Origin of the sequence: Pedobacter sp. AK013 (assembly GCF_014205835.1) — a bacterium.
In the GTDB taxonomy this organism is placed as follows: Bacteria; Bacteroidota; Bacteroidia; order Sphingobacteriales; family Sphingobacteriaceae; genus Pedobacter.
The window spans coordinates 1-22771 of sequence record NZ_JACHCQ010000044.1; the positions used below are offsets into that span (position 1 = coordinate 1).

The following is a 22771-nucleotide window of genomic DNA, read 5'->3' on the forward strand; positions in this document are numbered from 1 at the left end:
GGGTTTGTTCGGCTTGATTCAAGGGAAGTTATAATTGTTGTAATACCACAAAGAAACAAATTATTTTATTCCCCCCAACTTTTCCGCTTGATCCTCAAGTGCTGTAAGCGGTTTTTAGCGTTAAATTATTTTATGCTCTTTTTGGTTACGATAAAATAGCCGATGATGAAAAGGGCTGAAGCATAAATCAAGCTTGTCCATATTTCTTGGGTAAAAACCGGGAAATCTAACGGATCAGCGCCTTTTTTTACTTTTGTCATCCTTAATGCCAAAGTTGGTAGAGAATAGGGGATCAGATAGGCATATTTCCAGCCTACATTTGCTGCAATAATCCCCATTATTGTTCCAACAAAACCAATTCCCATCGGTTTAAGGAAATCGCTCCATAGCAAACTTAATATAAACTGTAAGGATAGAATGCCTAGAGAAGCTAAAAATAATTTAGTGTAAGAGTTAATCAGGATATTTAATGGATTGTATTGATTAAAATTAAACTTAGGTACCAATACCTGTAATAAGTGACCAAAGGCATAGGTAAGTGTAGCAAATAAGAATAAACAGATAAATATTAATAATACAGCATAAAGGTATTTTGCAGCATAAATAGAAAATTTATTTAGGGGCTGGGCAAATAACATTTTCCAGGTATCGTTTTTATGTTCGATATTATTGACCGAGAAAGCCATAAATATTACATAGAAAGGCATAACCAATAAACCCATAACCCCTAAAGTTGATCCGCTATATTGCGCCCAAAGTATCATAGGAGGATAATGTAGCTTTAAGACATTTTCGGAGTTGGAATAAAAACCGAAAGTGATTAAGGAGCATATAATAACAGGTAATAGTATGGCTGCCCAAAATGCTAAGGTTTTTCTCGATTTGTAAAATTCTGAGACTAAAGAAATATAAAGAGCGCGCATGTTAGTTGGTTTTGGTAATATCCAGGAATAAGTTTTCGAGGTCTTTTCGCTGCTGATAAAGACTGCTCACCGTAAAGCCATTTTGGATCAGTAATGTATTGAGTTCCCCACTTTTTTCTGAGGAAGTAAATGGCACAGTAATGATCCGATCTGTTTTTGCTGTAATTTCATAGCCCGACTTTATTAAAAAAGAGCTTGCACTTTCAATCTTGTCTACTTCGATTTCGAGCATAGGTTTGCTCAGTAAATGAAGTTCGCTAATAGTACCCTGAAATAATAATTGGCCTTTGTTTATAATGCCAACATGAGTTGCTGTTCTTTCTATTTCTGCTAATAAGTGGCTTGAAACCAGTATTGTTTTCTGGTGTTTGGTGGCTAAATCGATCATCAGGTTCCGAACCTCGATAATACCGTTTGGATCTAAGCCATTGGTAGGCTCATCCAGTAGGAGTAACTCTGGATCTGAAATTAGTGCCTGCGCAATGCCTAGCCTTTGTTTCATGCCTAATGAATATTTGTTGGCTTTTTTATTTGATGCTTCAGCCAAGCCTACCAGCGACAGCATTTCATCAGCTTTTTCTTTTTTTATGCCTAATAAAATGCAACGGTTAACGAGGTTTTCTTTTCCTGTTAAGTGCCCATAAATGGCTGGTTGTTCTACCAAAGCACCTATGCGTTTAAGGGTTGCTATACGATTACTGTTTATCTCTTTCCCAAATATAAAAACCTGATCGGAGGGCGATTTTAACAGGTTCAGCAGGATTTTTATGGTAGTTGTTTTTCCAGCTCCGTTGGGGCCTAAGAAACCATATATACTGCCTTTGGGTACTTGTAAAGATAGGTCTTTTACAATAGCCTGGTTGCCGAAGTTAAAGTTTAAACCTACTGTTTCGATAGCGTAATTACCCATTATTTCTATTTGAAAATAGCACTTACTTGTTTCACAACAGAACCAGATGTTTTTGTTGGTTTTACAACTATTTCTGCATCATTCTGATTGGTGTTAACGGTAAGCGTTAAAATGATCATCATAAATACTGGTAATAATAAAAGTAAAAATGGTGATGTGTTTGCTAACTTTTTCATGATCGATAGTTTTATTTGAGCGGTTGAGAAAATACCATCAGTAATTACTGTTTGATTTTGTAAGTTGATTGTTGATGATGTTTTCATTTTGTTTTCGTTTTGATGACTCAAAGAAACTCAAGAAAAACAACCTGCTAAAATCTATTATACCAAGTGTTCAAGATTCTAGATCAACAGACATTTTTGGCGTTTGTCGATAAAATTTGCCTATTGGGCCGTTGGTAGAAAAAAAATGCCCGTTGGTAGATTGTGTAAGTAAATCGATAAAACTTTATTTATTTTGTGAGCATGAAAGAATATAATCCATATATCCTTCATAACTATTTAATATATTTCTAATGAAACAAAGTCGGGGGCCATTTATATTACACACTATTTTTTGGACAATTATTGTAATGATAATTTTTGGAGTGAGTATTTTTGATACTTCCATACATACAGGTAAAGACTATTTTATCAGTTATGTGGTATATGGGATAATCAATATTTCAATTTTCTACATTAATTATATTTTCTTAATTCCTGAACTCATCAAGAAGAGAAAAAAATATTTTATATATGTATTGGCATTCCTATTATTAATTGTGGTGTCTGTTGTGGCTAAAACAGCTATAGCCGTATTATATCCGGATGATGTATTAACTGCGATAAGCGCTAAAGGAAAACGTATAGATATACCGGTTCACAATTTTGTGATCATGGTTACGTTCTTATCGGGGTTTTTCTTGATCTGTAGTTGTATTATCAAATTTACTATCGATTGGTTTGGAAGCGAAAGGATTCAGCGTAATTTAGAAAGTGAGCGCCGAGAGATGGAACTCCAGTTTTTAAAGTCGCAGTTAAACCCACATTTTCTTTTCAACTCGCTCAATAATATCTATTCGCTGGCTTATCAGAAATCAGACAAAACCGCCGATGCGATTATGAAGCTTTCGGAGATTATGCGCTACATGATTTACGAGAGCAATACGCCAACGGTAGCGTTAAGTAAAGAAGTAGATTATTTAACCAGTTATATTGAGCTTCAAAAAATAAGGTTTAAAGACGGAGCCTATATCGAACTTACCTTGAATGGCGAAATTGACAATCAAAAAATTGTTCCTTTGATGTTAATTTCGTTTGTAGAAAATGCATTTAAACATGGCGTGGTAACCGATCCGGCAGAACCGGTAAAGATCAATATCATTGCCAACCAGAAGATTTTGCATTTTAGTGTAGTTAATAAAAAGAACCAGCAGAATAAAGATGCGCAGGGCGGAGTGGGTTTAACCAATGTAGAACGACGGTTACAATTGGTTTATCCTGATAGATATAAATTAAATGTTGTAAATTCGGCTACTCATTATACCTGTGAACTGATGATTGACATATAATCCGGCATTAACCTAAGCGGATCATAAGAAAATCATGAATTAAATAGATTAACCAAAATGAACTTAAACTGTATTGTTGTTGATGATGAGCCTTTAGCGCTTGATATTTTACAGGATTATATATCGAAAGTGCCTTTTTTAACGATGGTTAAAAGGTGCGAAAACCCTATTGAAGCGTTGCAGATTGTACAGGGAGGAGGGATAGATCTGGTGTTTTTGGATATTCAGATGCCTGAGCTAACCGGAATCCAGTTTTTAAAAATTGCGGGCAATAAATGCCACTATATACTAACTACCGCTTACCCACAGTATGCTTTAGAAAGTTACGACCTGAATGTTTCGGATTACCTGTTAAAACCAATTGCATTCGACCGTTTTTATAAAGCGGTAGAAAAAGTTCACAACCAGGTAAAACCGGTTGAAGCTCCAGCGAGTGTGGCACAACCTATTATTACGCCTGCGCCATTTTCCGGCTCTCCAAATCCGGTTCAGGATTATATTTTCGTAAAAACAGAACATAAGATTCAAAAAATCTATTTGCACGATATTTTATTCATCGAAGGTTTAAAAGATTACATTTCGATATTTACGAAAGATGAGCGTGTAATTACGCTGCAGAGTATGAAGAAAATGGAAGAAGCTTTACCTCAAGGTCAGTTTATCAGAGTGCATAAATCTTATATTGTGGCTGTTGATAAAATTGAAAGCATCGAACGTAGCCGCATTACCATCAATCAAAAAATTATCCCCGTTGGAGATACTTACCGCGATGAATTTTTTAGGGTGATTGGAAATAAGAATATTTAGAGCGGTTGACGATAAGCGTCTGTTGCTGATTAACCCATTTCCTTAAATCTATGAAGAACTATGTTGGCTAATGAAATATAAAACATGAGTATAGCCTTGATTTGTCATCCTGAGGGGTAATTTATCTTATAAAAATCAATATGGATGACAGCCCTCTCCGGGGTCGTCATTTCGAGCGGAGTGCAACGCAGTCGAGAAATCTGTCTCTATAGATTTCTCCATTTCGCTACCGGAAAAAACGGCTAGCTTCAGTCGAAATGACGATTTTTCTATAAGATCTGTTAATGGTAGCGGTTGACGATAAGCGTCTGTTGCTGATTAAGCCATTTCCTTAAATCTATGAAGAACTATGTTGGCTAACGAAATATAAAACATGGGTATAGCCTTGATTTATCATCCTGAGGAGTAATTTATCTTATAAAAATTAATATGGATGACAGCCCTCTCCGGGGTCGTCATTTCGAGCGGAGTGCAACGCAGTCGAGAAATCTGTCTCTATAGATTTTCTCCATTTCGCTGCCGGAAAAAAAAACGGCTAGCTTCAGTCGAAATGACGATTTTTCTATAAGATCTGTCAATGGTAGCGAAGTCGAAGGATCTTTTAAAGAAGAAGTTAATGTGCGAAATAGCTAACTGGACTACAAAACAGGAGCCTGTGCTATTGGTTGTCCTAAAACTTTCCTGATTTCGTTCTCTACTTCCAATGTGATGTCGTTAGGTGGTCTCAATCCAGGTTCTATCGGCTTTAAAACCGTCCATTTTAAGGCGTTTCCTGTGGTTAACGGAAACATACCAAAGCGGACAATTTTCCATGAATTTTCTATAGCCACGGGAACAATCAGCGCATTAGGCACTACCTTTAATATAGTAGCAATACCTCCAAATTGGAAGGTTTTCAACTGACCGTCTTTCGCCCGGGTTCCCTCAGGGAAAATAACAGTGCTCCAATTATTCTCTTTCATTCTACGGCCAAGTTTTATGATTTCAGAAATGGCCTGCTTGTTGTCTTTCCGGTTGATGTTTGCCCCACCGCCCAGACGCAGGTTAATAGATATAGATGGAATGCCTTTGGTAAGCTCAATTTTAGAGATAAATTTTGCACTGTGTTTCCTTAAGAACCAAATTAACGAAGGGATATCGTACATGCTTTGGTGGTTTGCAGCAAAAATAATCGGTCTATCCGTTGGCAGGTCGTATTCGTTTTTAAAACTGATCGAATTGAAAAGGAAAATCTGGCAATAAGTTAGAAAAAAATTAAGGATGTCTACAGAAATCTTATGCGCTTTGTAGCCAAAAAGCTTAAAGCACAGCCATTGTATAGGATGGAATATACAAAGGATCAATCCAAAGAAAATATAAAAAATAGGGCTTAAAATATATCCAAAAAACTTGCTCATCTGGTTGATTTAATAGGTGGCAAAGATAATAATAAATTATTCCGGTTTAATTAGCGATTATAATTAGGTAAGACAGGTTGAATAAATATTAAAGCTATCATATGTTTGCCTGAGCGCATTTATACACAGAGAAAGATTTCTCGACTACGCTGCACTGCGCTCGAAATGACGAAATCTAGGTTAATCATCGTGCGGGAATCTTAATATATGATTTTATAATTCACCATTCAACATCATTAGTTTGGCTTTTAAAATTGCAGCTACACTGATCGAATCTGTAATTTCACCATTCAAAACCATTTGATAAGCCTCATCAAAGGGCAATTTTTTTACCACGAGTTCTTCTGTTTCTTCTGGCATTGCGATACCTTGAATTAAACCAGTGGCAACATAGATTATGCTTAATTCGTCGCTTACGGAGTTGGAAAGATGCATTCTTTGTATCTCTTTCCAGTTTCTGGCACTCATTCCTGTTTCTTCCAGTAATTCTCTCCTTGCGCTTTCTAATGGCGCTTCCTCAAATGGTCCACCACCTTCTGGAATTTCCCAGCTATAGGCATTAATTGCATATCGGTATTGGCCAACCAACCAGGTATTGTAATCTTCATCTAAGGGGAGGATTCCGATGGCACGATTTTTAAAATGAACAGTGCCATAAATCCCTTGTCCGCCAGACGGATTAATGACCTGGTGTTCGGTTAAACGAATCCAGTTGTTATCGTATTTTATATCGCTCTCCAGCGTTTTCCAAGGGTTGATCTCTTCCATGCTGCAAGATAAGGAATATGATTATATCTTACTGGGGTTTTACAGGTGGAGGTGGGGGAGGAATTTTATTTACGGTAATTTTAGTGAAACGGTAATTCAGGCTAAAAGTGAAGTTTTGCGTGTTATTGGTCGAATAATTTTCCAGCCTGAAATTCTGACCTTCATTGTAAAAAGTATTGGTTCTGTTTCCTAAAATATCATTTATGGTTATGCGAAGATTTAACCGGTTACCAAAAAAGACTTTCCGGGCCGAGAAATTAGAAGACATAGAGCCTTTGTTCCGGCCTTGTGCATTGGTATTATTGGCATAATTTAAATTCGATTCGAAAGCTGTTTTAAGTGGCAATTGCATAGACAAACCAATTGCGCCTCTAAAACTCAAACCATCCCGGTTTAGCGAGCTATTTAATTGTGATTTATAATTGCTTTGGATTACGCTAAAATTTCCATTGGCCGATATCTTATTAGTAGGTCTATAATTCCCGATTAAGATAAGTGATAGCGAATTATTAGTGCCCACATTATCGTAAGTGCTCTCAGATCTCGCTGTATTGGAGCCTGGAATTAAGGTAACTGTGCGATAGCGCTCTATAACGCCCTGACTGGTTGAATAAGAAAGCCGTGGATTAAATGACCATTTCTGGCCAAATGCCCCAAAATTAATATCGAACTGATGTGTATAAGCTCGCGATAGATTGGGGTTTCCATATGAGATATTAAGCGTATCTACATTGTTTACCTGCGGGTTCAGGGTATTTTCTCTTGGCCGGTTAACACGGATACTATAAGTGGCTCCAATATTATATCTTTTGCGGTAAAACCTGTTTAAAGATAGGTTAGGGAAGATGCTTAAATAAGGTTTTACATTATAATTCTGACCAGTAGATAAATCGAAAGCTACATTGGTAAGTTCTGTTCTAACTCCTGTTTTAATGCCCCAGCCAACCTTACGGTAGTTATAAGATGCATAAGCAGCAGCTATGTTTTCATTATACAAAAACTGGTTAGATAATTTATTATTACGCACAAACTGTTGTGTTGCGAAATTAAAATTCTCGATTAACAAATCGTTATCGTTCTTTCTGTAGTTAAAAGCCAACCCAGCTTCAATGCGATCGCGTTTATTGAATATTGGTTTTTCGTAATCTAAAGTTACGTTCAGTCCCCTATTTCCGGTATTGTTATTGTTTTGCTGTAAAGTTGGGGCCGAGGCGCTGGGTTGCGCATAAGTGGTGCTATAATCCCTAAAATCGATACTCTTATTGGTGTTGAAATTTAAACCTAAAGATATTTTACCTCCGCTGGTATCCGTCTGAAGATCGTAATCTGCATTAAAAACAAAGTTATTACTGTTGCCATTACCCGTGTTATGCTGATTGCGGAGACGGTTTTCTATCCGTTCATTGCTTAAATAATGAAGATCAGTTGTGGAGTTTGAATTAGAATTGTTAAGGTTGTAATTGGTTGATAACCGTAAACTTTGTTGCGGATTAATGGTCCAATCTAAGCCCATTCTAAAATTCCCACCGTTGTTATGGTTGCGGTAAGCCCCATATTGGTCATAATAGAAAGTTGTATCAGGAAAAAAGTTTTCGCGGAAATTGTGGCTATCACCTTTGCCAACATTATAACGGTAAGCTGCGCTTCCATTTACGGCATAAGATTTTCCGCGGTAAGAAGCATTTGCATTGGTATTGCCATTACCTTGCAAGCCGTTCGAAATGCCTACATTACCGTTGAAGCCAACCTTAAAACCTTTTTTCATCACAATATTAATAATGCCTTCACCGTCGCCACTATATTTAGATGGTGGATTAGTAAGGACTTCTATCTTATCAATGGCATCAGAAGGAAGCACATTGAGCAGATCGGTGATGTTAGAGGTCATATAGTCTGATGGTTTCCCATCGATAAAAACCCTGGTATTTCTTTTTCCGGCAATGGTAGCATTCCCATCAATATCAACCTGCACCATGGGGACATTTTTTAATACATCTGTTGCAGTACTGCCTTCGGCCAATAGTGTAGAGCCAACATTGTAAGTTACGCCATCGGCACCAAATTCGATAGGCGGTTTTTGAACAGTAATGGTTACTTCCTGCAAAGAATTTTGATCAGAAGTTAGTTTTAATGCGCCAAGGTTTTTATCGAAATCTTTTTCTGTGATGGCTATTCCATTTACTTTTAGCGGGGCATAACCGACAAAACTCACCCTAATACTATAATTCCCTGTTTTCAGATTTTTAATGCTAAAATGGCCATCTTCATCTGTGGCGGATGTAACTATAGGTTGTTCAGATCCATCGATATAAACAGATATTATGGCTGATGGTATCGATAAGCCACCAACTTCTTCAACCACTTTTCCGCTGATTACGCCTTTTTCTGCGGCAAACGCAGCAACGGTGTTGAGTAAAATCAACAGGGTAAGGCAAAGCTTAGGTAAAAGTTTTTCCAATATCTGATTAATTAAAAAAGGTGTTTAGAAATATTTTTCTAAACACCTTGGTTATTAAAATGATCCCTCGTCAGGACGGTTATCCTGTTGATCGTCTTTCTTCTTTTTGGCACCGGTAAATGTGGTTTTTCCAAAGCGGTAAGAGAAGGTTAAATTTCCCATTGTCCCTTGAAACTGGCGCTCAAAATCAACAATTGTCGCCTTATCTTCGGTTGTCATGCTCCACCTTCTGGTGTTAAATACATCCCTAACATTGAAACTTAAAGATGCTTTTTTGTTCGGGAAGTCGTATTTGGCTCCACCGTCAACACCGTACATCGCGTTGCGTTTTCCCTGCGCCATCACTTCTGGCGCCCGGTAGTCGCCGCGTACCTGTAGCGATAAATTTTTAACTACCGTTAAATTTCCGGTCAGGTTGGCGTTCCAGCTAAAGCCACTGCTTGATGGGATATCAAACCTCGCATCTCCGGCAAACTTAGCCTGATATAAGTTTACGTTGGTCGTAAAATTTAAAGCCTTTGCCAGATCGAAGCGACCGATCAATTCTACTCCGCTGTTAATCTGGTGCGATAGGTTTTGAGGAGTTGAAGTAATAATCCCATTAACAGGTGTACTTCTTACGCGTTGGATCACATCATTGGTTTGGCGAAAATACAAACTCGATGTTAAGGTTACTTTTTTCCAGTATTTACTGTATCCCAATTCAAACGAGTGCACATCCTCAGGTAGTAAATTCGGGTTACCACCTCTATAGTTAAATGGTTCCGACACATCTAAAAATGGGTTGGTATCCCAAGGACGGGGACGGTTTACACGGCGTGTATAACTCAGTTGAAGCTGATTGTCGCCTTTAAATTTCTGGGTTAAGAAAACACTTGGGTATAACCTTTTATAATGGATATTTCCTGCGCTCGTTGTCAGAACATTTTTTGTGTATCCTTCTAAATAGGTGTCTAAGCGTGCATCTTCTGCTCTTAAGCCTAGTTGATAGCCAAAATCTTTAATCTGATTCTGATAATTCAGATATAATGCATGGACCTGATCTTTACTATGGAAGTTGTTGATCAGTCTATTGTCTCTCGTAAAAACATCACTTCCTGGAAGTCTAACCTGAGCAAACTGATCGTTATCACCTAAACGAATCTGACTGCGGTAGCCTGCTTCAATTTTTCCAGCCTTCCCAACAGGCAGCGCATAATCAGTTTGGATATTGTAATTAGTGTTATTCCCCGTATTATTAATCAGCTGTAAACTATCCACATTTACTGCAGAGCCATTTGCATAAGTAGTTGAGGTAAGGTAAGTCTGATCATTATTATTATCTCCGGTTGAATAGCCGAAATTAAAAGTTAATTCTTCTTTAGGTTTTTTGAACTTCTGGGTGTAATCTAAATTTAAATCATAACTCTTTCCGTCCCCTTTATTGGTGTTGTTTCTATTGCTGAGATTAACCGGATCCGAAGCTGCATTTAATTGCCTCACATCGATATATTCATTACGGTCGTTTTCTCTTGAATTAAAACCACCAGATAAACTGACCACACTTTTTGGCGTAATGTAGTAATCTATACCTGCTTTTGCATTATGGCCTTTATCTAAAGATAATGATCTGGTATGCTGATTAAGAAATGAAGTCGAGTTTGTTGGTGTTTTATAGGTAATGTCTTGAAAACCGCCTCCAACACGATTACCGTAACGATAGCCATAGTTTCCATAAATATTTACCTTGCTGTTCTGAAAGCTTAAATTGGTATTGGCATTATAGTTATCGCGGTTACCTGCAGTTAGTGCAACTGAGCCGTTAAAACCAAGTTTTGTATTTTTCTTCAGTACAATGTTAATGATGCCTGATTGACCTTCTGCATCGTACTTTGCCGATGGGTTGGTAATTACCTCAACACTCTCGATAGAGCTGGCTGGGATTGATTGAAGGATCTGCGCAACATTACCGCCTGCAATTAAAGATGGTTTTCCGTCAATTAATACTTTAACACCCGTAGAGCCACGTAAACTCACATTGCCATCCATATCAGTAGAAACCGATGGTACATTCTGTAATAAATCGCCTGCCGATCCACCTTCGCTGATTACACTCTGATCTACTGCGAAAATCTTTTTATCAATACCCATTTGCATGCCCTGTTTCTGGCCTGTTACGGTAATTTCACTCAGCACATTGCCTTTTGCCGGGTTCATTTTAATTTCGCCAAAATTTAAGGTACCTGTGGCAGTGGTAATGGCTATATTATCTCTAACCATGGTTTGGTAACCCACAAAACTTATTTTAAAAGTAAAGTTTCCTGTAGGGATATCGGTCATTACAAAAGTACCGTTTACATCGGTTTGTACAATTTTTGTATTTTTGGCCGTAGCCTTATCAATTAAAATGGCTGTAGCAAATGGAATAGTTTCTTGTGTTTTTGCGTCTTTAAGTGTCCCGGTAATTTTTGCTTTTCCGCTTGTTTGTGCGAAAAGACTAAATGATAAGCTTAAAAGTAAAAGGGTAATCTGTATTGTTCTCGATTGTAAAAGTCTCATTAAAAAATAAAATTTCGTGTGTTTTTGTAAAGGGAGACAAAGTAACGGCAACTAAGTTTAATTAATGAGCCGTAACTATTTTATTACAGCCATTTTATAGTAATATTTTTGTGGGTTAGCGTTCGGTTTGCGGTTGGCAATTGGCAGTTTTCAGTTTCTTGGAAAACAATGATGGAATATTACAGTTGAACGATCTTTCAAAATGTTACTTTTGTCCATCATATTGAGCATAGAATAACAGATGAAAAAAATATTAATTGTTGATGATTTACACCCTGCATTTAAAGCGCAGGCTATTGCTATGGGCTACGAGGTTGATGATGAACCACAGATCACCCGTCAACAAACATTAGATAAAATAAAAGATTATACCGGTATTGCTGTGCGGACGAAATTTAGGATCGATGCCGAGCTCTTTGCTGCTGCGCCGAATTTAAAATTTGTGGCCAGGGCCGGAGCAGGCTTGGATAATATCGACGATAAAATCGCTTTTGAAAGAAACGTCGAACTGATTAATGCGCCCGAAGGCAATTGCGATGCTGTTGGCGAGCATGCTACAGGTTTGCTGTTATCGCTGATGAACAATTTCCGCAGGGCAGATATCGAAATTAGAAATGGTGTGTGGGATCGGGAAGGAAACCGTGGTTACGAATTGAAAGGTAAAAAGGTAGGGATTATTGGTTATGGTTTTATGGGACAAAGCTTTGCGAAGAAATTAGCGGGTTTCGAGGTTGATGTAATGGCTTATGATAAATACAAAACCGATTTTTCTGATGCTTTTGCCCGTGAGGTAAGCATGGAAGAGATTGTGAAACACAGCGATGTGCTGAGTTTACATATTCCCTTAACAGCAGAAACCAAACAGATGGTTGATGATGAATATTTCTTCCATTTTAAAAAGCCCATTTTCTTTATCAATACCGCAAGAGGAGAGATTGTAAACACCACTGCAGTGCTTAATGCCATCAAAAACGGAAAAATTTTAGGCGCTGGATTGGATGTGCTGCAAACTGAAAAATTCCCTGCCTTAGGTGAACAGCCCTGGTATGATGAATTAAAGAATAATGATCAGGTAATTTTAACTCCGCATGTTGGTGGCTGGACCTTTGATTCGTACCGCAAGATTTCGGAAGTTTTAGCAGAGAAGTTAAAAGGGCTTAACTTTTAGCTGATAAGTTCTTGCAGGTTTATTAATAGCTTCTGAAGTTTAAAGGAAAGGGCATTACCCAATTTCAGAAGCCTTTGTTAATTAAACCTGATAGAACGGAAAGCCCGGAGCGTAGCGAGGACTTGAAGAGATGCAGGACTTTCGGAACCGAAGCACCGCCGAAGCCTGCTTTTCAAATTATTTATTACTTTTTAGGCAATCTGGCACATCTAAGCGGTAAGATTAACATTTTAGCATGTTTTAAAACCTGAAGGGTATTAAAAAAAGTTAATTTTAATTTCTTAAATTGGCTATACAATCTAACCAATTTTATTATGCCGAAAGATCATTTATATTCAACTACAGTTACCTGGACGGGCAATAAAGGCTCGGGTACAATGGATTACCGTTCATACGATCGCGATTATATAATTTCAGTAAAAGGCAAAGCCGATATTTCAGGATCGTCTGATTCTGCTTTTTTGGGCGATAAATCTAAATATAACCCTGAGGACCTGTTATTGGCTTCTATATCAAGTTGCCACATGCTCTGGTACTTACACTTATGTTCTAAAAACGAGATTGTGGTAATCGATTATAAGGATGAAGCCGTGGGGACCATGGAAGAATTGGCCGATGGTAGCGGTAGGTTTAGAGAAGTTACGCTGCACCCTCAGGTTTTAATAGCCGATAAGGCACATTATGAGCTTGCTGCATCGCTACATCATGAAGCCAATAAAATGTGTTTTATTGCTAATTCGTTAAATTTTCCGGTTAAACATGAGGCTGTTTTTAAAGCGGAGAACGGGTAACAGTTTTCAGTTGGTAGTTAATAGTTAACTACCAACTGAAAACTGTCGACTCAGATATTATTTTACTTCGTAAACATTATCTTTCGGCGTAGCATCTACATAAATGTCGTTCTCTAAGCTGACTGACTTTACTTTTTTAGTCGTGTTAAGCACTACGCTTACTTCTTTCTGGTTTGCTTTCCAAACCGCAGGTGTTTTGTGGATGGTGTCAGTTTTTCCATCGCTATAGGTAATTACCATATCAAATGGAATGGCAAAACCGCCTACATTTTTAATGGTTACCGTAGATTTTCCTTGTGCAGAAGTCACCTTAGCTATGGCTAAATCGAGATAGTTGTTGGTGAAAAACCAAATCTGGAAAAACCAGTTTAAATTCTGTCCCGCTCCTGCATTCATGGAGTTAAAATAGTCCCACGGAATAGGGTGTTTACCATTCCAGTTGCTCATGTAGGTATGCAGTGCTTTTTTGAATAGGTCATCTCCTAACATATCTTTAAGCGCCAAATAAGATAATGAAGCTTTTCCGTAAGAGTTATTCCCATAGCCTGAACCCGAAACCTGGTCGGACATTGAAATTACAGGCTGGTCCTCTTCTGTAGATTTATCGTTGATATATTTATTTACCCTGAAGTTTTTGTAAAATTTATCTGCCGCCTCTTTGCCATGTTCTGCAATGCCGATTAAATATTCGAATGTTGTGGCCCATCCTTCGTCCATATAGGCATAACGCGTTTCGTTAATGCCCATATAAAAAGGAAAGTAAGTATGTGCCACTTCATGGTCTTGAACCAATTGCGCAAATACAGGATCGCCAAATTGGGAATCGTTAACCATCATCGGATACTCCATATCTGCAAAACCTTGAAAGGCGGTGGTTTTTGCATAGGGATAGGGAATTCCTGGCCAATTGTTCGAAAACCAATCTAAGGCATTAAGGTTGTATTTAACCGAGTTGATAAAATCTGTTCCGGTAGTAGGGTTGTAGGCCGCCTGGGCACTTGCACGGCGATTGATCTTTTTATCTACAATTACACTTGCAGCGTCCCAAACGTAGTGGTTGCTCATGGCAAAAGTAACATCAGTAATGTGGTTTACCGCAAATTTCCAGGTATTCCAGTCTTTTTGCTGTGTTACTTTACCATCTTTCATTTCCTGCTCGGTAGCAATGTGGATTACTTCATCACCATTATATGATTTTTTTAAACGTGCAGAAATTTCAGGTTGTAGTACTTCATCTGGGTTCAGGAAATCGCCTGTGGCATAAACTACATAGTTTTTAGGAGCTTTAATCGCGAATTCGTAATCATTAAAGTCGTTGTAAAATTCAGCTCTATCGGTATGTGGAATGCGGTCCCAACCGTTATAATCATCGTATACCGATATGCGCGGATAGCTATAAGCCACAAAAAACGAGTTCGGATCAATCTGTCCCTCGCGACCGCTTTCTTTTGATAATGGGTAGTTCCACTCTATTTTAACCGTAATTTTCGATTTTGGCAACAATGGTCTGTTCAGCTTAACGTTTCCTACTGTTCCCCAATCTTTACTATCAACCTGATAAGTTTCGCCATCAACAGAAAAGGAGGTAATGTTTAAACCCGTACTTAAAAAGTCTTCACTTACTGCACCGCTTCTAGGGGAAGTTGGTTTGTGTAAGTTGTTTACAAAACGGATTGCAAGGGTTTTTAATGTGTCAGAACTGTTGTTGCTGTATAAAATTTCTTCATTACCGCTAACCACTTTGGTTTCGGCATCCACCTTAATATCCATGTTGTATTTACCATGGTTTTGCCAATAATTTGGGCCAGGTTTTCCATTCATAGCACGTGTACCCTTAGCATATGCTGCTTTAATATTTCTGGGCATATAAAGTTCCTGCGCCGAGGCCATATATCCGCCCAAACCGATTATCAGGGCAATAGAGAATAACTTTTTCATTTTTACGAATAATTTAAGCTAAAAATAGGACTAATGATTGAATTTTGTGTGAAGGAAAGCTGAATTTTGAAGTGTTTTATGGCTAATTACTGTGTTTTTGGTGGATTTAGCATATTCCTTGGTTGATGGATGATTGATCGAATGAGGGCGTAACGAGCTAAAAAATCACGACATAAAGTTAAAAATGCTGTAAATCTTAATCTTTTATTTGCTTTTGTAATTTCCACATTTTATCTTCGTTATTATTGAAGCAAGACTATGTAGCAAACCAACTATATAGTCTTGTTTGTTTTTTATAGCGTTTGAATAAATTAATAGAGCAATGACAGAGGTAACATACTACACCCAAGAGGGGTTGGATAAATTGAAAGAGGAAGTACATTATCTAACCACCACCGGTCGTCAGCTTATATCTAAAGCAATTGCAGAAGCAAGGGATAAAGGTGATTTATCGGAGAATGCAGAATACGATGCCGCAAAAGAGGCGCAGGGATTGCATGAAGCAAAAATTTCAAAATTGAAGAATACGTTGGCGAATGCACGTTTAATTGATGAGTCGAAATTGGATTTATCTAAAGTGCTGGCATTATCTATCGTAAAAATAAAAAATGTTAAAAACGGAGCTACGATGACCTATCAGTTGGTAGCAGAAAGTGAAGCTGATTTAAAAACCGGAAAAATTTCGGTTAAATCGCCGATTGCGCAGGGTTTATTGGGTAAATCGGTAGGCGAATTTGCAGAAATTGAAGTGCCTGCAGGTAAAATGCAGTTCGAAGTACTTGAAATTTCAAGATAAATGAATAGCGTTTGACGATAGGCGTTTTAATAATCGCTCGCCGCCAAACGCTTTACCCTAAATCCTATACCTCAAATGACTGTTTTTTCAAAAATCGTTGCGGGCGAAATCCCTGCACATGTTGTAGCCGAAACTGTAGAATATTTAGCTTTTTTGGATGTTCAGCCTTTAACAGCAGGTCATGTTTTGGTAATCCCTAAAATCGAAACCGACTATATCTTTGATATGGACGAAGATTTATATGTTGGCTTATGGATGTTTGCTAAAATTGTGGCGAAAGGTGTAAAAATAGCTTTCCCTTGCAAAAAAGTAGGTGTTTCGGTTATTGGGTTGGAAGTTCCGCATGCGCATATCCATTTAATACCGATGAATAATGTGAGCGATATGAACTTTAGCAAAGAAAAATTAAAGCCAACAAACGAAGAGTTGGCAGAGGCTGCCGAAAAAATTAGGCAGGCCTTACTAGCGGTATAAAAAAGGCCGGCTGTGAAAACATCAGCCGACCATTCTACCCGCCTAACCCAAATATTTTTATGGCGCCGGAGCAACTGTAGCACTCAGCTGTAATACAGGCCAGGTTAAACCTGGACCTTTTCCAATTACTATGCCCAGATTATCGCCTCTTTTTAAATCTGATATCCAGTAATATAAAGGCCATCCCTTATAGGTTAATTGTTTTTTGCTAATGGTGGCTACGGTAATTACGCCAACATCAGCTTTTGCAATAGCCGAAGGCACGCTTAGTACTTCAGATTCATAAACTGGCCAAATACCTTCTTGTGTAGTACTCTTTGTATAAGTATTTACGCTATTTTTATCTGGTGCAAAAGCGTATAAGGTGCGGCCTTTGCTATCAGTTAGGTAAATGGTGTTGCCAGTACCTACGGCATAAGTGCTGGTATAATTGGTGTTGTTCCCAAACAATTGTGCATTGGCCAACATTAATGAATAATCGGGCTTCGCTACAAACCATGTTCCGCCAACCCCGTCACCTTTAATTTGTCCGGCGGCAGCATCACCTGCATAATAGTAGAGCGGATAACCCCGGTAAGTGCTTTGCTTACGGCCATCAGTTCTAGTCACTTCACCAACTTCAGCTTTATTCAGGTTTAAATCTGTACTGGCATCGGCAGAATAATAAAGCGGCCAGGCTGTTTCGCAGCCACCAACACAGGTTGGCACACCTGCAGCATCAGATGCAAAAAAGTATAAGGTTTTACCATCTTTATCTGTTAGTACCGATCCGAATTTAGCATCGGTTGCCAATTGGATTCCTTTATTGTTGTTAACAGGTGGAGTTGTAGGTTCGTCTGAACTGTTTTTCTTGCAGGCAGTAAATACCATGGCTATACTCAATACCGCCAATAGATTTTTTTTTAAGTAGATTAGCATAAGATTTTTGTATTTAGTTTTGAATTAATAAATTGTTATGCCGCTATTACGCCACCAAGTTGTAAATGGTTGCTTGCAGGAATGAGATTTTTAACCGAAATGGACAAAATAAATAATTACCAAAAAAATATTTTATTAGGCAACCTTTCGTAATTTCTTACCGTAATATATTTTGAAAGGAGAGTTTGTGACCGCTAACCGCGACAGAGAAGATATTGTTATACAAAAGTATATTCAGGGCTGCATTAGAAATGAAAGAGATAGTCAGAAAGCACTATACCAACATTTCTACAGTTTTGCTATGGGTATTTGTTTGCGTTATGCAAACGATCGGTTGGATGCTGCGGGAATACTGAACGACGGCTTTTTTAAAGCTTTTAAGAATATTGATAAATATGAGCCTACAAAAGCTTTTTTGCCTTGGCTTGGACGTATAATAACCAATACAGCGATCGACTATTATCGTGCTAATCTAAAATTTGCTGATCACGTAGATATCTTGGATCATGAAAATATTGCGCAGGTAAGCTCTGTGTATGATAAATTGGCTTACCACGATTTATTGGCATTGGTGCAAAAGTTGAGCGCGGGCTACCGTACCGTTTTTAATCTGTTTGCCATTGATGGATATACGCATGAAGAAATTGCTGAAATGCTTGGCATATCGGTTGGTACATCAAAATCGAACCTGTTTAAGGCAAGGCAAAAGTTACAGGAAATGTTAAAAGATACAGCGTTAAAAACTTACCAGGTAAGGAATTCGGCTGTAGACAGGAACCTTTTAGAGGTAAGGTTAAACACAAATATGCAATGAAAGAGGGAAAAGATATAGATAAATTATTTAAGGATGGATTGGAAAATCCTGATCTTCCTTTTAATGATTTAGATTGGGATAATCTGGAGGAGAGATTGCATCCAACACCAAAAAGGAGGATAGTACCACTAATTTGGTTAACTGCTGTAGCTGGGATAGCCGCCATGTTACTGGTGGTATTTTTATTGGCTAAACCATCAGATAACGAAAAGGAAGTCAAGGCCGTAATCAAAAAAGATCAAAGAAAACAAAACAGTAATAAACCGGAAAATAATACAGATAACTTAACCGAAGTACCTACTAAACAAAACGATTCAACAGGAAACGGAGATTTAAGCCCATTGGTTTTAAATGCAAAAAGTATAGCCGATACAAATAAGCAAGAGCATGCAATTGGGTATGGTCACAAAACCATTCAAAAAGTAGCTGGCACCACCGATGTTAAGAGCAATATATTGGCCAATGTGGGCTACAAACCTGAGCTAAACTCAAAAACAGATCTTGTAACATTTAAAGATCAAGATTTAACGACCACTATTGCGGTAGGAAAACCTGAACAAATTAAAGCATTGGTTTTGAAGAAAAAATCGCGCTTTGTACTAAGTATTTTGGCCGCGCCTGATTTAACAAGTGTGCAAAAATCGGGCACAAGTAGTTTAAGCGGTAGTTTTGGGGTAGAAGCTACTTATGCGGTTACAAAAAGAATAAGTATTACCACTGGAGCTGCTTATGCAAAGAAAATTTACGATTCCGATTTTAGTTTATACAAGCCGAATAGCACTTATGTTTTCAATGTTACACCATCAAATATTCATGCCAATTGCGATGTAATCGATATTCCAATCAATGTGAACTATAAGGTTTTTGACGGACGTAGAAATTCTATTTCGGTAAGTATAGGCCTATCCAGTTATTTAATGTTAAAAGAGAAATACAGCTATTCTTATAATGGCGCTTATCAAGGCCCTCAAAATTACGAAGTGAGAAACCAGAACCAGCACTATTTAGGTATAGCCAACGTTGGTGTAGAGTTTCAACACAAAATAAATAATAATTTAAGCATCAGCGCTAAGCCTTTTATGAAAATTCCATTAACCGATATAGGTTATGGAAATGCTAGGCTGTCATCAACAGGCGTGGCCGTTTCGGTAAATATGAATTTATTTGGCAAAAAGAATTAAATAAGATTAAAATAATACGTCTTGAATTTCTGGTGTTTTATCGAAAACACTTTTTGCAAACGGACAAAGGGGGAGGATTTTTATCTTGTTTTCTCTGGCATAATTTACAGCGGCCATTACTAATTTTTTTCCTACGCCTTTGCCAGCAAAATCTTGATTTACTTCAGTATGATCAATAATGAATTTACCGGGGCCAGCCCAAACATATGCCAAAACGCCTGCTTGTATGCCCTTATCTAGAGCTTCGAACTGCCCTTTCTTTTCACTGTTAACCTGTTGTATTTCCATTAGGGCTTATTTCTTAATGTGTGGATTTTGATCTGGTAATGGCACGAAATCGGTTTCCCCAGGAACGGGTTTAAAACTTTGTTCCAACCACTTGATTTTAGCTTTTTCAATTAATTCTCTATCTGATGCAACAAAGTTCCAGTAAATAAAACGTTCTTCAGGAAAGGGCTCTCCGCCAAAAATGTAAACTGTGGTATTTTCGTGCATGGTAAATTCGCACAATTTGGCATCGTTAGCAATTAAAATTAAACGAGGTTCAAAAACATTCCCTTCACTTTCAATTGCACCATCTAAAATATAAAGTGCACTTTCGCCAAATAGGTAATCGCCAATGCTCACCTTTTGCTGCTTCGTACTTTTTAACTCTAAGAAATATAAGGGGCTATACACCGGAACTGGAGATTTATAACCAAAAGCTTCTCCCGCTATTAATTTAAAATTAACGCCATCTTGGGTCCAGCTTGGAATGTCTGCCCCTTCTACGTGGCAAAACTCAGGTTCCATTTGTTCTAAATCTTTAGGTAAAGCTACCCAAATCTGTAAGCCATGGAGCATTTTATCGGTATGGCGAAGGTATTCAGGGGTTCTTTCTGAGTGTACAATGCCACTGCCCGAGGTCATCCAGTTTACCTGCCCTGGTTTAATCACAATATCTGATCCTAAACTGTCTTTATGTGCAACTTCGCCCTCGAACAAAAAGGTTAAAGTAGATAAGCCGATATGTGGATGGGGTGGAACATCGAGGTTTTCATGATCATTCATTGCAACAGGCCCCATATGGTCAATAAAAGAAAAAGGGCCAACCATTCGTTTCTCTCTGAAAGGCAGCAACCGGCCAACCATAAAATTACCAATATTTGCTGGTCTTTCTTCGATAATAAGTTTAATGTTCGACATGGGATAATCAATTTTAATGTGGTGAATTTAAGGAAAAAGGCTGGGATTATATGATAAATATAGCATTGCCATTCTGAGCTTCAAGGCGACCAAATTTTGGGCTCAAATTTTTTGGAAAGCAGTTGCAGAAGCTTTTAGCTAACAGCAGTCCCGCTCCCGCTTCTGCCAATTTGAAGGAAATTGGCATCCCGCTTTGATCGGGTTTAGGTGGCCGCAGAAGTGCTACTTTTAAAGGTTAAATAAACCCAACCGACAGCGTTATCCCGACTTTTTCAGTTGGACTAAGCAATGGGCGGGGCTAGAGCAGCCGAAGTATTACAGGTACTGGTTTTCTAATCATCAAGAAAAGTGCTGTACTTCAGTAGGAGAGAAATTATTTCTAAATTCAATACTATGATGACACCTGACATCGCTGGTAGAACTCTCCATTTCGTTACATTTTAGGAGATGACAAAAACCTACTTATTAAAAAAGCATCCCTTTCGAGATGCCTTTCTAAACTTAAAAAGAAAAATGAAGGAAATTATACCAATTGCATTAAAGCTTCTTTACTAAAGCCTTTCAATTCTTCCGTGCGGTTATGTTTAATTTTTTCTACCCAGTTCGGATCTGCTAAAAGCGGACGCCCAACTGCTACTAAATCGAAGTCGCCCCGGTCCATTCTGCGTACCAGTTCATCTAGCGAGCTAGGCTGTGAACTTTGGCCTGCGAAAGCACCAAAGAAATCGCCATCTAAACCAACAGAACCTACTGAGATTGTAGCTTTTCCTGTTACTTTTTTAGCCCATCCTGCAAAATTTAAGTCAGAACCTTCAAATTCAGGTTCCCAGAAACGGCGCTGCGAACAATGGAAAATATCAATTCCGGCTTCGGCCAATGGTGTTAGCCATTGTTCCATTTCCTGCTCGTTTTTAGCCAATTTGAAATCATAAGCAGCAGGTTTGAATTGTGATAAGCGGATAATTAAGGCAAAATCTTCACCAACCCTTTTACGCACCTCTTTAATTACCTCAACGCCGAAACGGGTACGCTCTGCCAGCGTTTTGCCACCATAAATATCTGTACGGTTATTGGTAGCATCCCAAAAAAACTGATCAATTAGGTATTGATGTGCACCATGTATTTCAACAGTATCGAAACCCAGCGCTTTAGCATCTGCGGCGGCTTGGCCAAAAGCAGCTATGGTATCAGCAATGGCGGCATCTGTCATGGGTACGCCGTTTTCAAACCCCGGACTGTTAAAAGATGAGGGGCCTTCAAATGGTGCGCTGGGTAACCAACCAGAAGCATGATTTGCATGAATACCCTGGTGCCAGATTTGCGGTCCCATTTGCCCGCCTGCCTGGTGTACACTTTTAATCACGTTCTCCCAGCCTGCCAAAGCTTCGGCACCGTAAAAATGAGGGATGTTGGGATCTGCAGAAGAAGATGGACGGTTAATTACCGTTCCTTCTGATAAAATTAAACCCACTTCTCCAGCTGCTCTTCTTGCATAATACGCTGCAACCTCGGCCGTTGGTACACCATCAGGAGAAAAGGAACGCGTCATAGGCGCCATTACTATTCTATTTTTGATATTTAATGTTTTAAGGCTAAAAGGCCTAAATAAACTATCTGTGTTCATATGTTTCTAAATTATAATTCGGTATTGATGATTTCGCTTAATTTTTCTAAGCCTTCTTTATTGCGTTTGTAATAAGTCCATTGGCCCAGGCGTGTGGAACTGATTAAATCGGCACGCTGTAAAATAGACAGGTATTCGGAAATGGTACTTTGTGATAAGCCACTTTTAAGTTGGATTTGCCCAACGCAAACACCCACATTTTCAAAGTCGGGATTTGGCTGTTCCGGAAAATGTAGCTTTGGCTCTTTTAACCAGCTTAAAATCTGTAAACGCGTTTTGTTCGAAAGGGCCTTGAATATTTCTACTTGATCCATGGCACAAATGTATATCGACTTTTCCCGATATTCCAATTAAAAGGATAAAATTTACAATTGGATGTAAAATCCATTGATGAAAAGCGGATTGCGGTACGCACTAAAGCTAAAGATTCTTCGCTTCGCTACCATTGACAGATCCTATGGAGAAATCTATAAAGACAGATTTCTCTACTGCGTTGCCCTCCGCTCGAAATGACGACTTGTGAGAGGCAGAA

21 protein-coding genes are annotated in these 22771 nt (G+C 38.4%); 8 read left to right on the forward strand and 13 right to left on the reverse strand.

Going from position 1 to position 22771, the window contains the following annotated elements; all coding sequences use genetic code 11:
* Nucleotides 1-125: 125 nt before the first annotated feature.
* Genes HDC90_RS22240 through HDC90_RS22250 form a run of 3 tightly spaced genes read right to left on the reverse strand, consistent with a single transcriptional unit; the run spans nucleotide 126 to nucleotide 2096 of the window.
* On the reverse strand, nucleotides 126-923 hold the full coding sequence (locus HDC90_RS22240; protein WP_184470360.1) for an ABC transporter permease: 798 nt from the start codon (nucleotides 921-923) through the stop codon (nucleotides 126-128).
* A 1-nt stretch (nucleotide 924) separates the two neighbouring features.
* A complete protein-coding gene (locus tag HDC90_RS22245) occupies nucleotides 925-1833 on the reverse strand; it encodes an ABC transporter ATP-binding protein (protein WP_184470362.1) in 909 nt (302 codons plus the stop codon).
* A 5-nt stretch (nucleotides 1834-1838) separates the two neighbouring features.
* On the reverse strand, nucleotides 1839-2096 hold the full coding sequence (locus HDC90_RS22250) for a hypothetical protein (protein WP_184470364.1): 258 nt from the start codon (nucleotides 2094-2096) through the stop codon (nucleotides 1839-1841).
* 251 nt (nucleotides 2097-2347) lie between these two features.
* Here HDC90_RS22250 and HDC90_RS22255 point away from each other — a divergent pair, with 251 nt between their 5' ends.
* Together HDC90_RS22255 and HDC90_RS22260 are read left to right on the forward strand one after the other, a co-directional pair.
* Nucleotides 2348-3382, forward strand: coding sequence for a sensor histidine kinase (locus HDC90_RS22255; RefSeq protein WP_255497812.1), 1035 nt, complete (start codon nucleotides 2348-2350; stop codon nucleotides 3380-3382).
* A gap of 57 nt (nucleotides 3383-3439) precedes the next feature.
* Complete coding sequence (locus tag HDC90_RS22260; RefSeq protein WP_184470366.1) at nucleotides 3440-4189, forward strand: LytTR family DNA-binding domain-containing protein; 750 nt, start codon at nucleotides 3440-3442, stop codon at nucleotides 4187-4189.
* Nucleotides 4190-4827: 638 nt separating this feature from the next.
* Here the strand turns inward: HDC90_RS22260 and HDC90_RS22265 are convergent.
* The 4 genes from HDC90_RS22265 to HDC90_RS22280 form a co-directional block, all read right to left on the reverse strand.
* Complete coding sequence (locus HDC90_RS22265; protein ID WP_184470368.1) at nucleotides 4828-5586, reverse strand: 1-acyl-sn-glycerol-3-phosphate acyltransferase; 759 nt, start codon at nucleotides 5584-5586, stop codon at nucleotides 4828-4830.
* Nucleotides 5587-5799: 213 nt separating this feature from the next.
* Nucleotides 5800-6354, reverse strand: a complete 555-nt coding sequence (locus HDC90_RS22270) for an NUDIX hydrolase (RefSeq protein ID WP_184470370.1) — start codon at nucleotides 6352-6354, stop codon at nucleotides 5800-5802.
* A 28-nt stretch (nucleotides 6355-6382) separates the two neighbouring features.
* Nucleotides 6383-8812 (reverse strand): outer membrane beta-barrel protein, encoded by a 2430-nt coding sequence (locus tag HDC90_RS22275; RefSeq protein ID WP_184470372.1) that lies wholly within the window; start codon nucleotides 8810-8812, stop codon nucleotides 6383-6385.
* A 54-nt stretch (nucleotides 8813-8866) separates the two neighbouring features.
* Nucleotides 8867-11350, reverse strand: coding sequence for an outer membrane beta-barrel family protein (locus HDC90_RS22280; protein WP_184470374.1), 2484 nt, complete (start codon nucleotides 11348-11350; stop codon nucleotides 8867-8869).
* Nucleotides 11351-11591: 241 nt separating this feature from the next.
* Here HDC90_RS22280 and HDC90_RS22285 point away from each other — a divergent pair, with 241 nt between their 5' ends.
* Complete coding sequence (locus HDC90_RS22285) at nucleotides 11592-12518, forward strand: NAD(P)-dependent oxidoreductase (RefSeq protein WP_184470376.1); 927 nt, start codon at nucleotides 11592-11594, stop codon at nucleotides 12516-12518.
* A 314-nt stretch (nucleotides 12519-12832) separates the two neighbouring features.
* Nucleotides 12833-13309 (forward strand): OsmC family protein, encoded by a 477-nt coding sequence (locus HDC90_RS22290; protein ID WP_184470378.1) that lies wholly within the window; start codon nucleotides 12833-12835, stop codon nucleotides 13307-13309.
* A gap of 57 nt (nucleotides 13310-13366) precedes the next feature.
* Here HDC90_RS22290 and HDC90_RS22295 read toward each other — a convergent pair whose 3' ends face one another.
* Nucleotides 13367-15247 (reverse strand): M1 family metallopeptidase, encoded by a 1881-nt coding sequence (locus tag HDC90_RS22295; protein ID WP_184470380.1) that lies wholly within the window; start codon nucleotides 15245-15247, stop codon nucleotides 13367-13369.
* Between the two features lie 322 nt (nucleotides 15248-15569).
* Between HDC90_RS22295 and greA the strand changes: the two genes are divergently transcribed.
* Together greA and HDC90_RS22305 are read left to right on the forward strand one after the other, a co-directional pair.
* Entirely contained in the window at nucleotides 15570-16043 is a 474-nt protein-coding gene (greA, locus tag HDC90_RS22300; protein ID WP_047798983.1) for a transcription elongation factor GreA, read from the forward strand.
* A 75-nt stretch (nucleotides 16044-16118) separates the two neighbouring features.
* Nucleotides 16119-16517 (forward strand): HIT family protein, encoded by a 399-nt coding sequence (locus HDC90_RS22305; RefSeq protein WP_184470382.1) that lies wholly within the window; start codon nucleotides 16119-16121, stop codon nucleotides 16515-16517.
* 57 nt (nucleotides 16518-16574) lie between these two features.
* Here HDC90_RS22305 and HDC90_RS22310 read toward each other — a convergent pair whose 3' ends face one another.
* Nucleotides 16575-17435, reverse strand: a complete 861-nt coding sequence (locus HDC90_RS22310) for a hypothetical protein (protein ID WP_184470384.1) — start codon at nucleotides 17433-17435, stop codon at nucleotides 16575-16577.
* Between the two features lie 172 nt (nucleotides 17436-17607).
* Between HDC90_RS22310 and HDC90_RS22315 the strand changes: the two genes are divergently transcribed.
* Together HDC90_RS22315 and HDC90_RS22320 are read left to right on the forward strand one after the other, a co-directional pair.
* Nucleotides 17608-18249, forward strand: a complete 642-nt coding sequence (locus tag HDC90_RS22315) for an RNA polymerase sigma factor (RefSeq protein ID WP_221451931.1) — start codon at nucleotides 17608-17610, stop codon at nucleotides 18247-18249.
* The gene (locus HDC90_RS22320) at nucleotides 18246-19430 is read left to right on the forward strand and encodes a hypothetical protein (RefSeq protein ID WP_184470386.1); all 1185 of its coding nucleotides are present in this window, start codon (nucleotides 18246-18248) and stop codon (nucleotides 19428-19430) included. The genes HDC90_RS22315 and HDC90_RS22320 overlap by 4 nt, the downstream gene beginning before the upstream one ends.
* Nucleotides 19431-19436: 6 nt before the next feature.
* Here the strand turns inward: HDC90_RS22320 and HDC90_RS22325 are convergent, their stop codons facing one another.
* The 4 genes from HDC90_RS22325 to HDC90_RS22340 form a co-directional block, all read right to left on the reverse strand.
* The gene (locus HDC90_RS22325; protein ID WP_184470388.1) at nucleotides 19437-19718 is read right to left on the reverse strand and encodes a GNAT family N-acetyltransferase; all 282 of its coding nucleotides are present in this window, start codon (nucleotides 19716-19718) and stop codon (nucleotides 19437-19439) included.
* Nucleotides 19719-19724: 6 nt separating this feature from the next.
* Nucleotides 19725-20615 carry a pirin family protein gene (locus HDC90_RS22330; protein WP_184470390.1) on the reverse strand — a complete coding sequence of 297 codons (891 nt, stop codon included), beginning with the start codon at nucleotides 20613-20615 and terminating at the stop codon, nucleotides 19725-19727.
* 523 nt (nucleotides 20616-21138) lie between these two features.
* The gene (locus tag HDC90_RS22335; protein WP_184470392.1) at nucleotides 21139-22239 is read right to left on the reverse strand and encodes an NADH:flavin oxidoreductase; all 1101 of its coding nucleotides are present in this window, start codon (nucleotides 22237-22239) and stop codon (nucleotides 21139-21141) included.
* Nucleotides 22240-22250: 11 nt separating this feature from the next.
* On the reverse strand, nucleotides 22251-22553 hold the full coding sequence (locus HDC90_RS22340) for a helix-turn-helix transcriptional regulator (protein ID WP_184470393.1): 303 nt from the start codon (nucleotides 22551-22553) through the stop codon (nucleotides 22251-22253).
* Nucleotides 22554-22771: the final 218 nt, after the last annotated feature.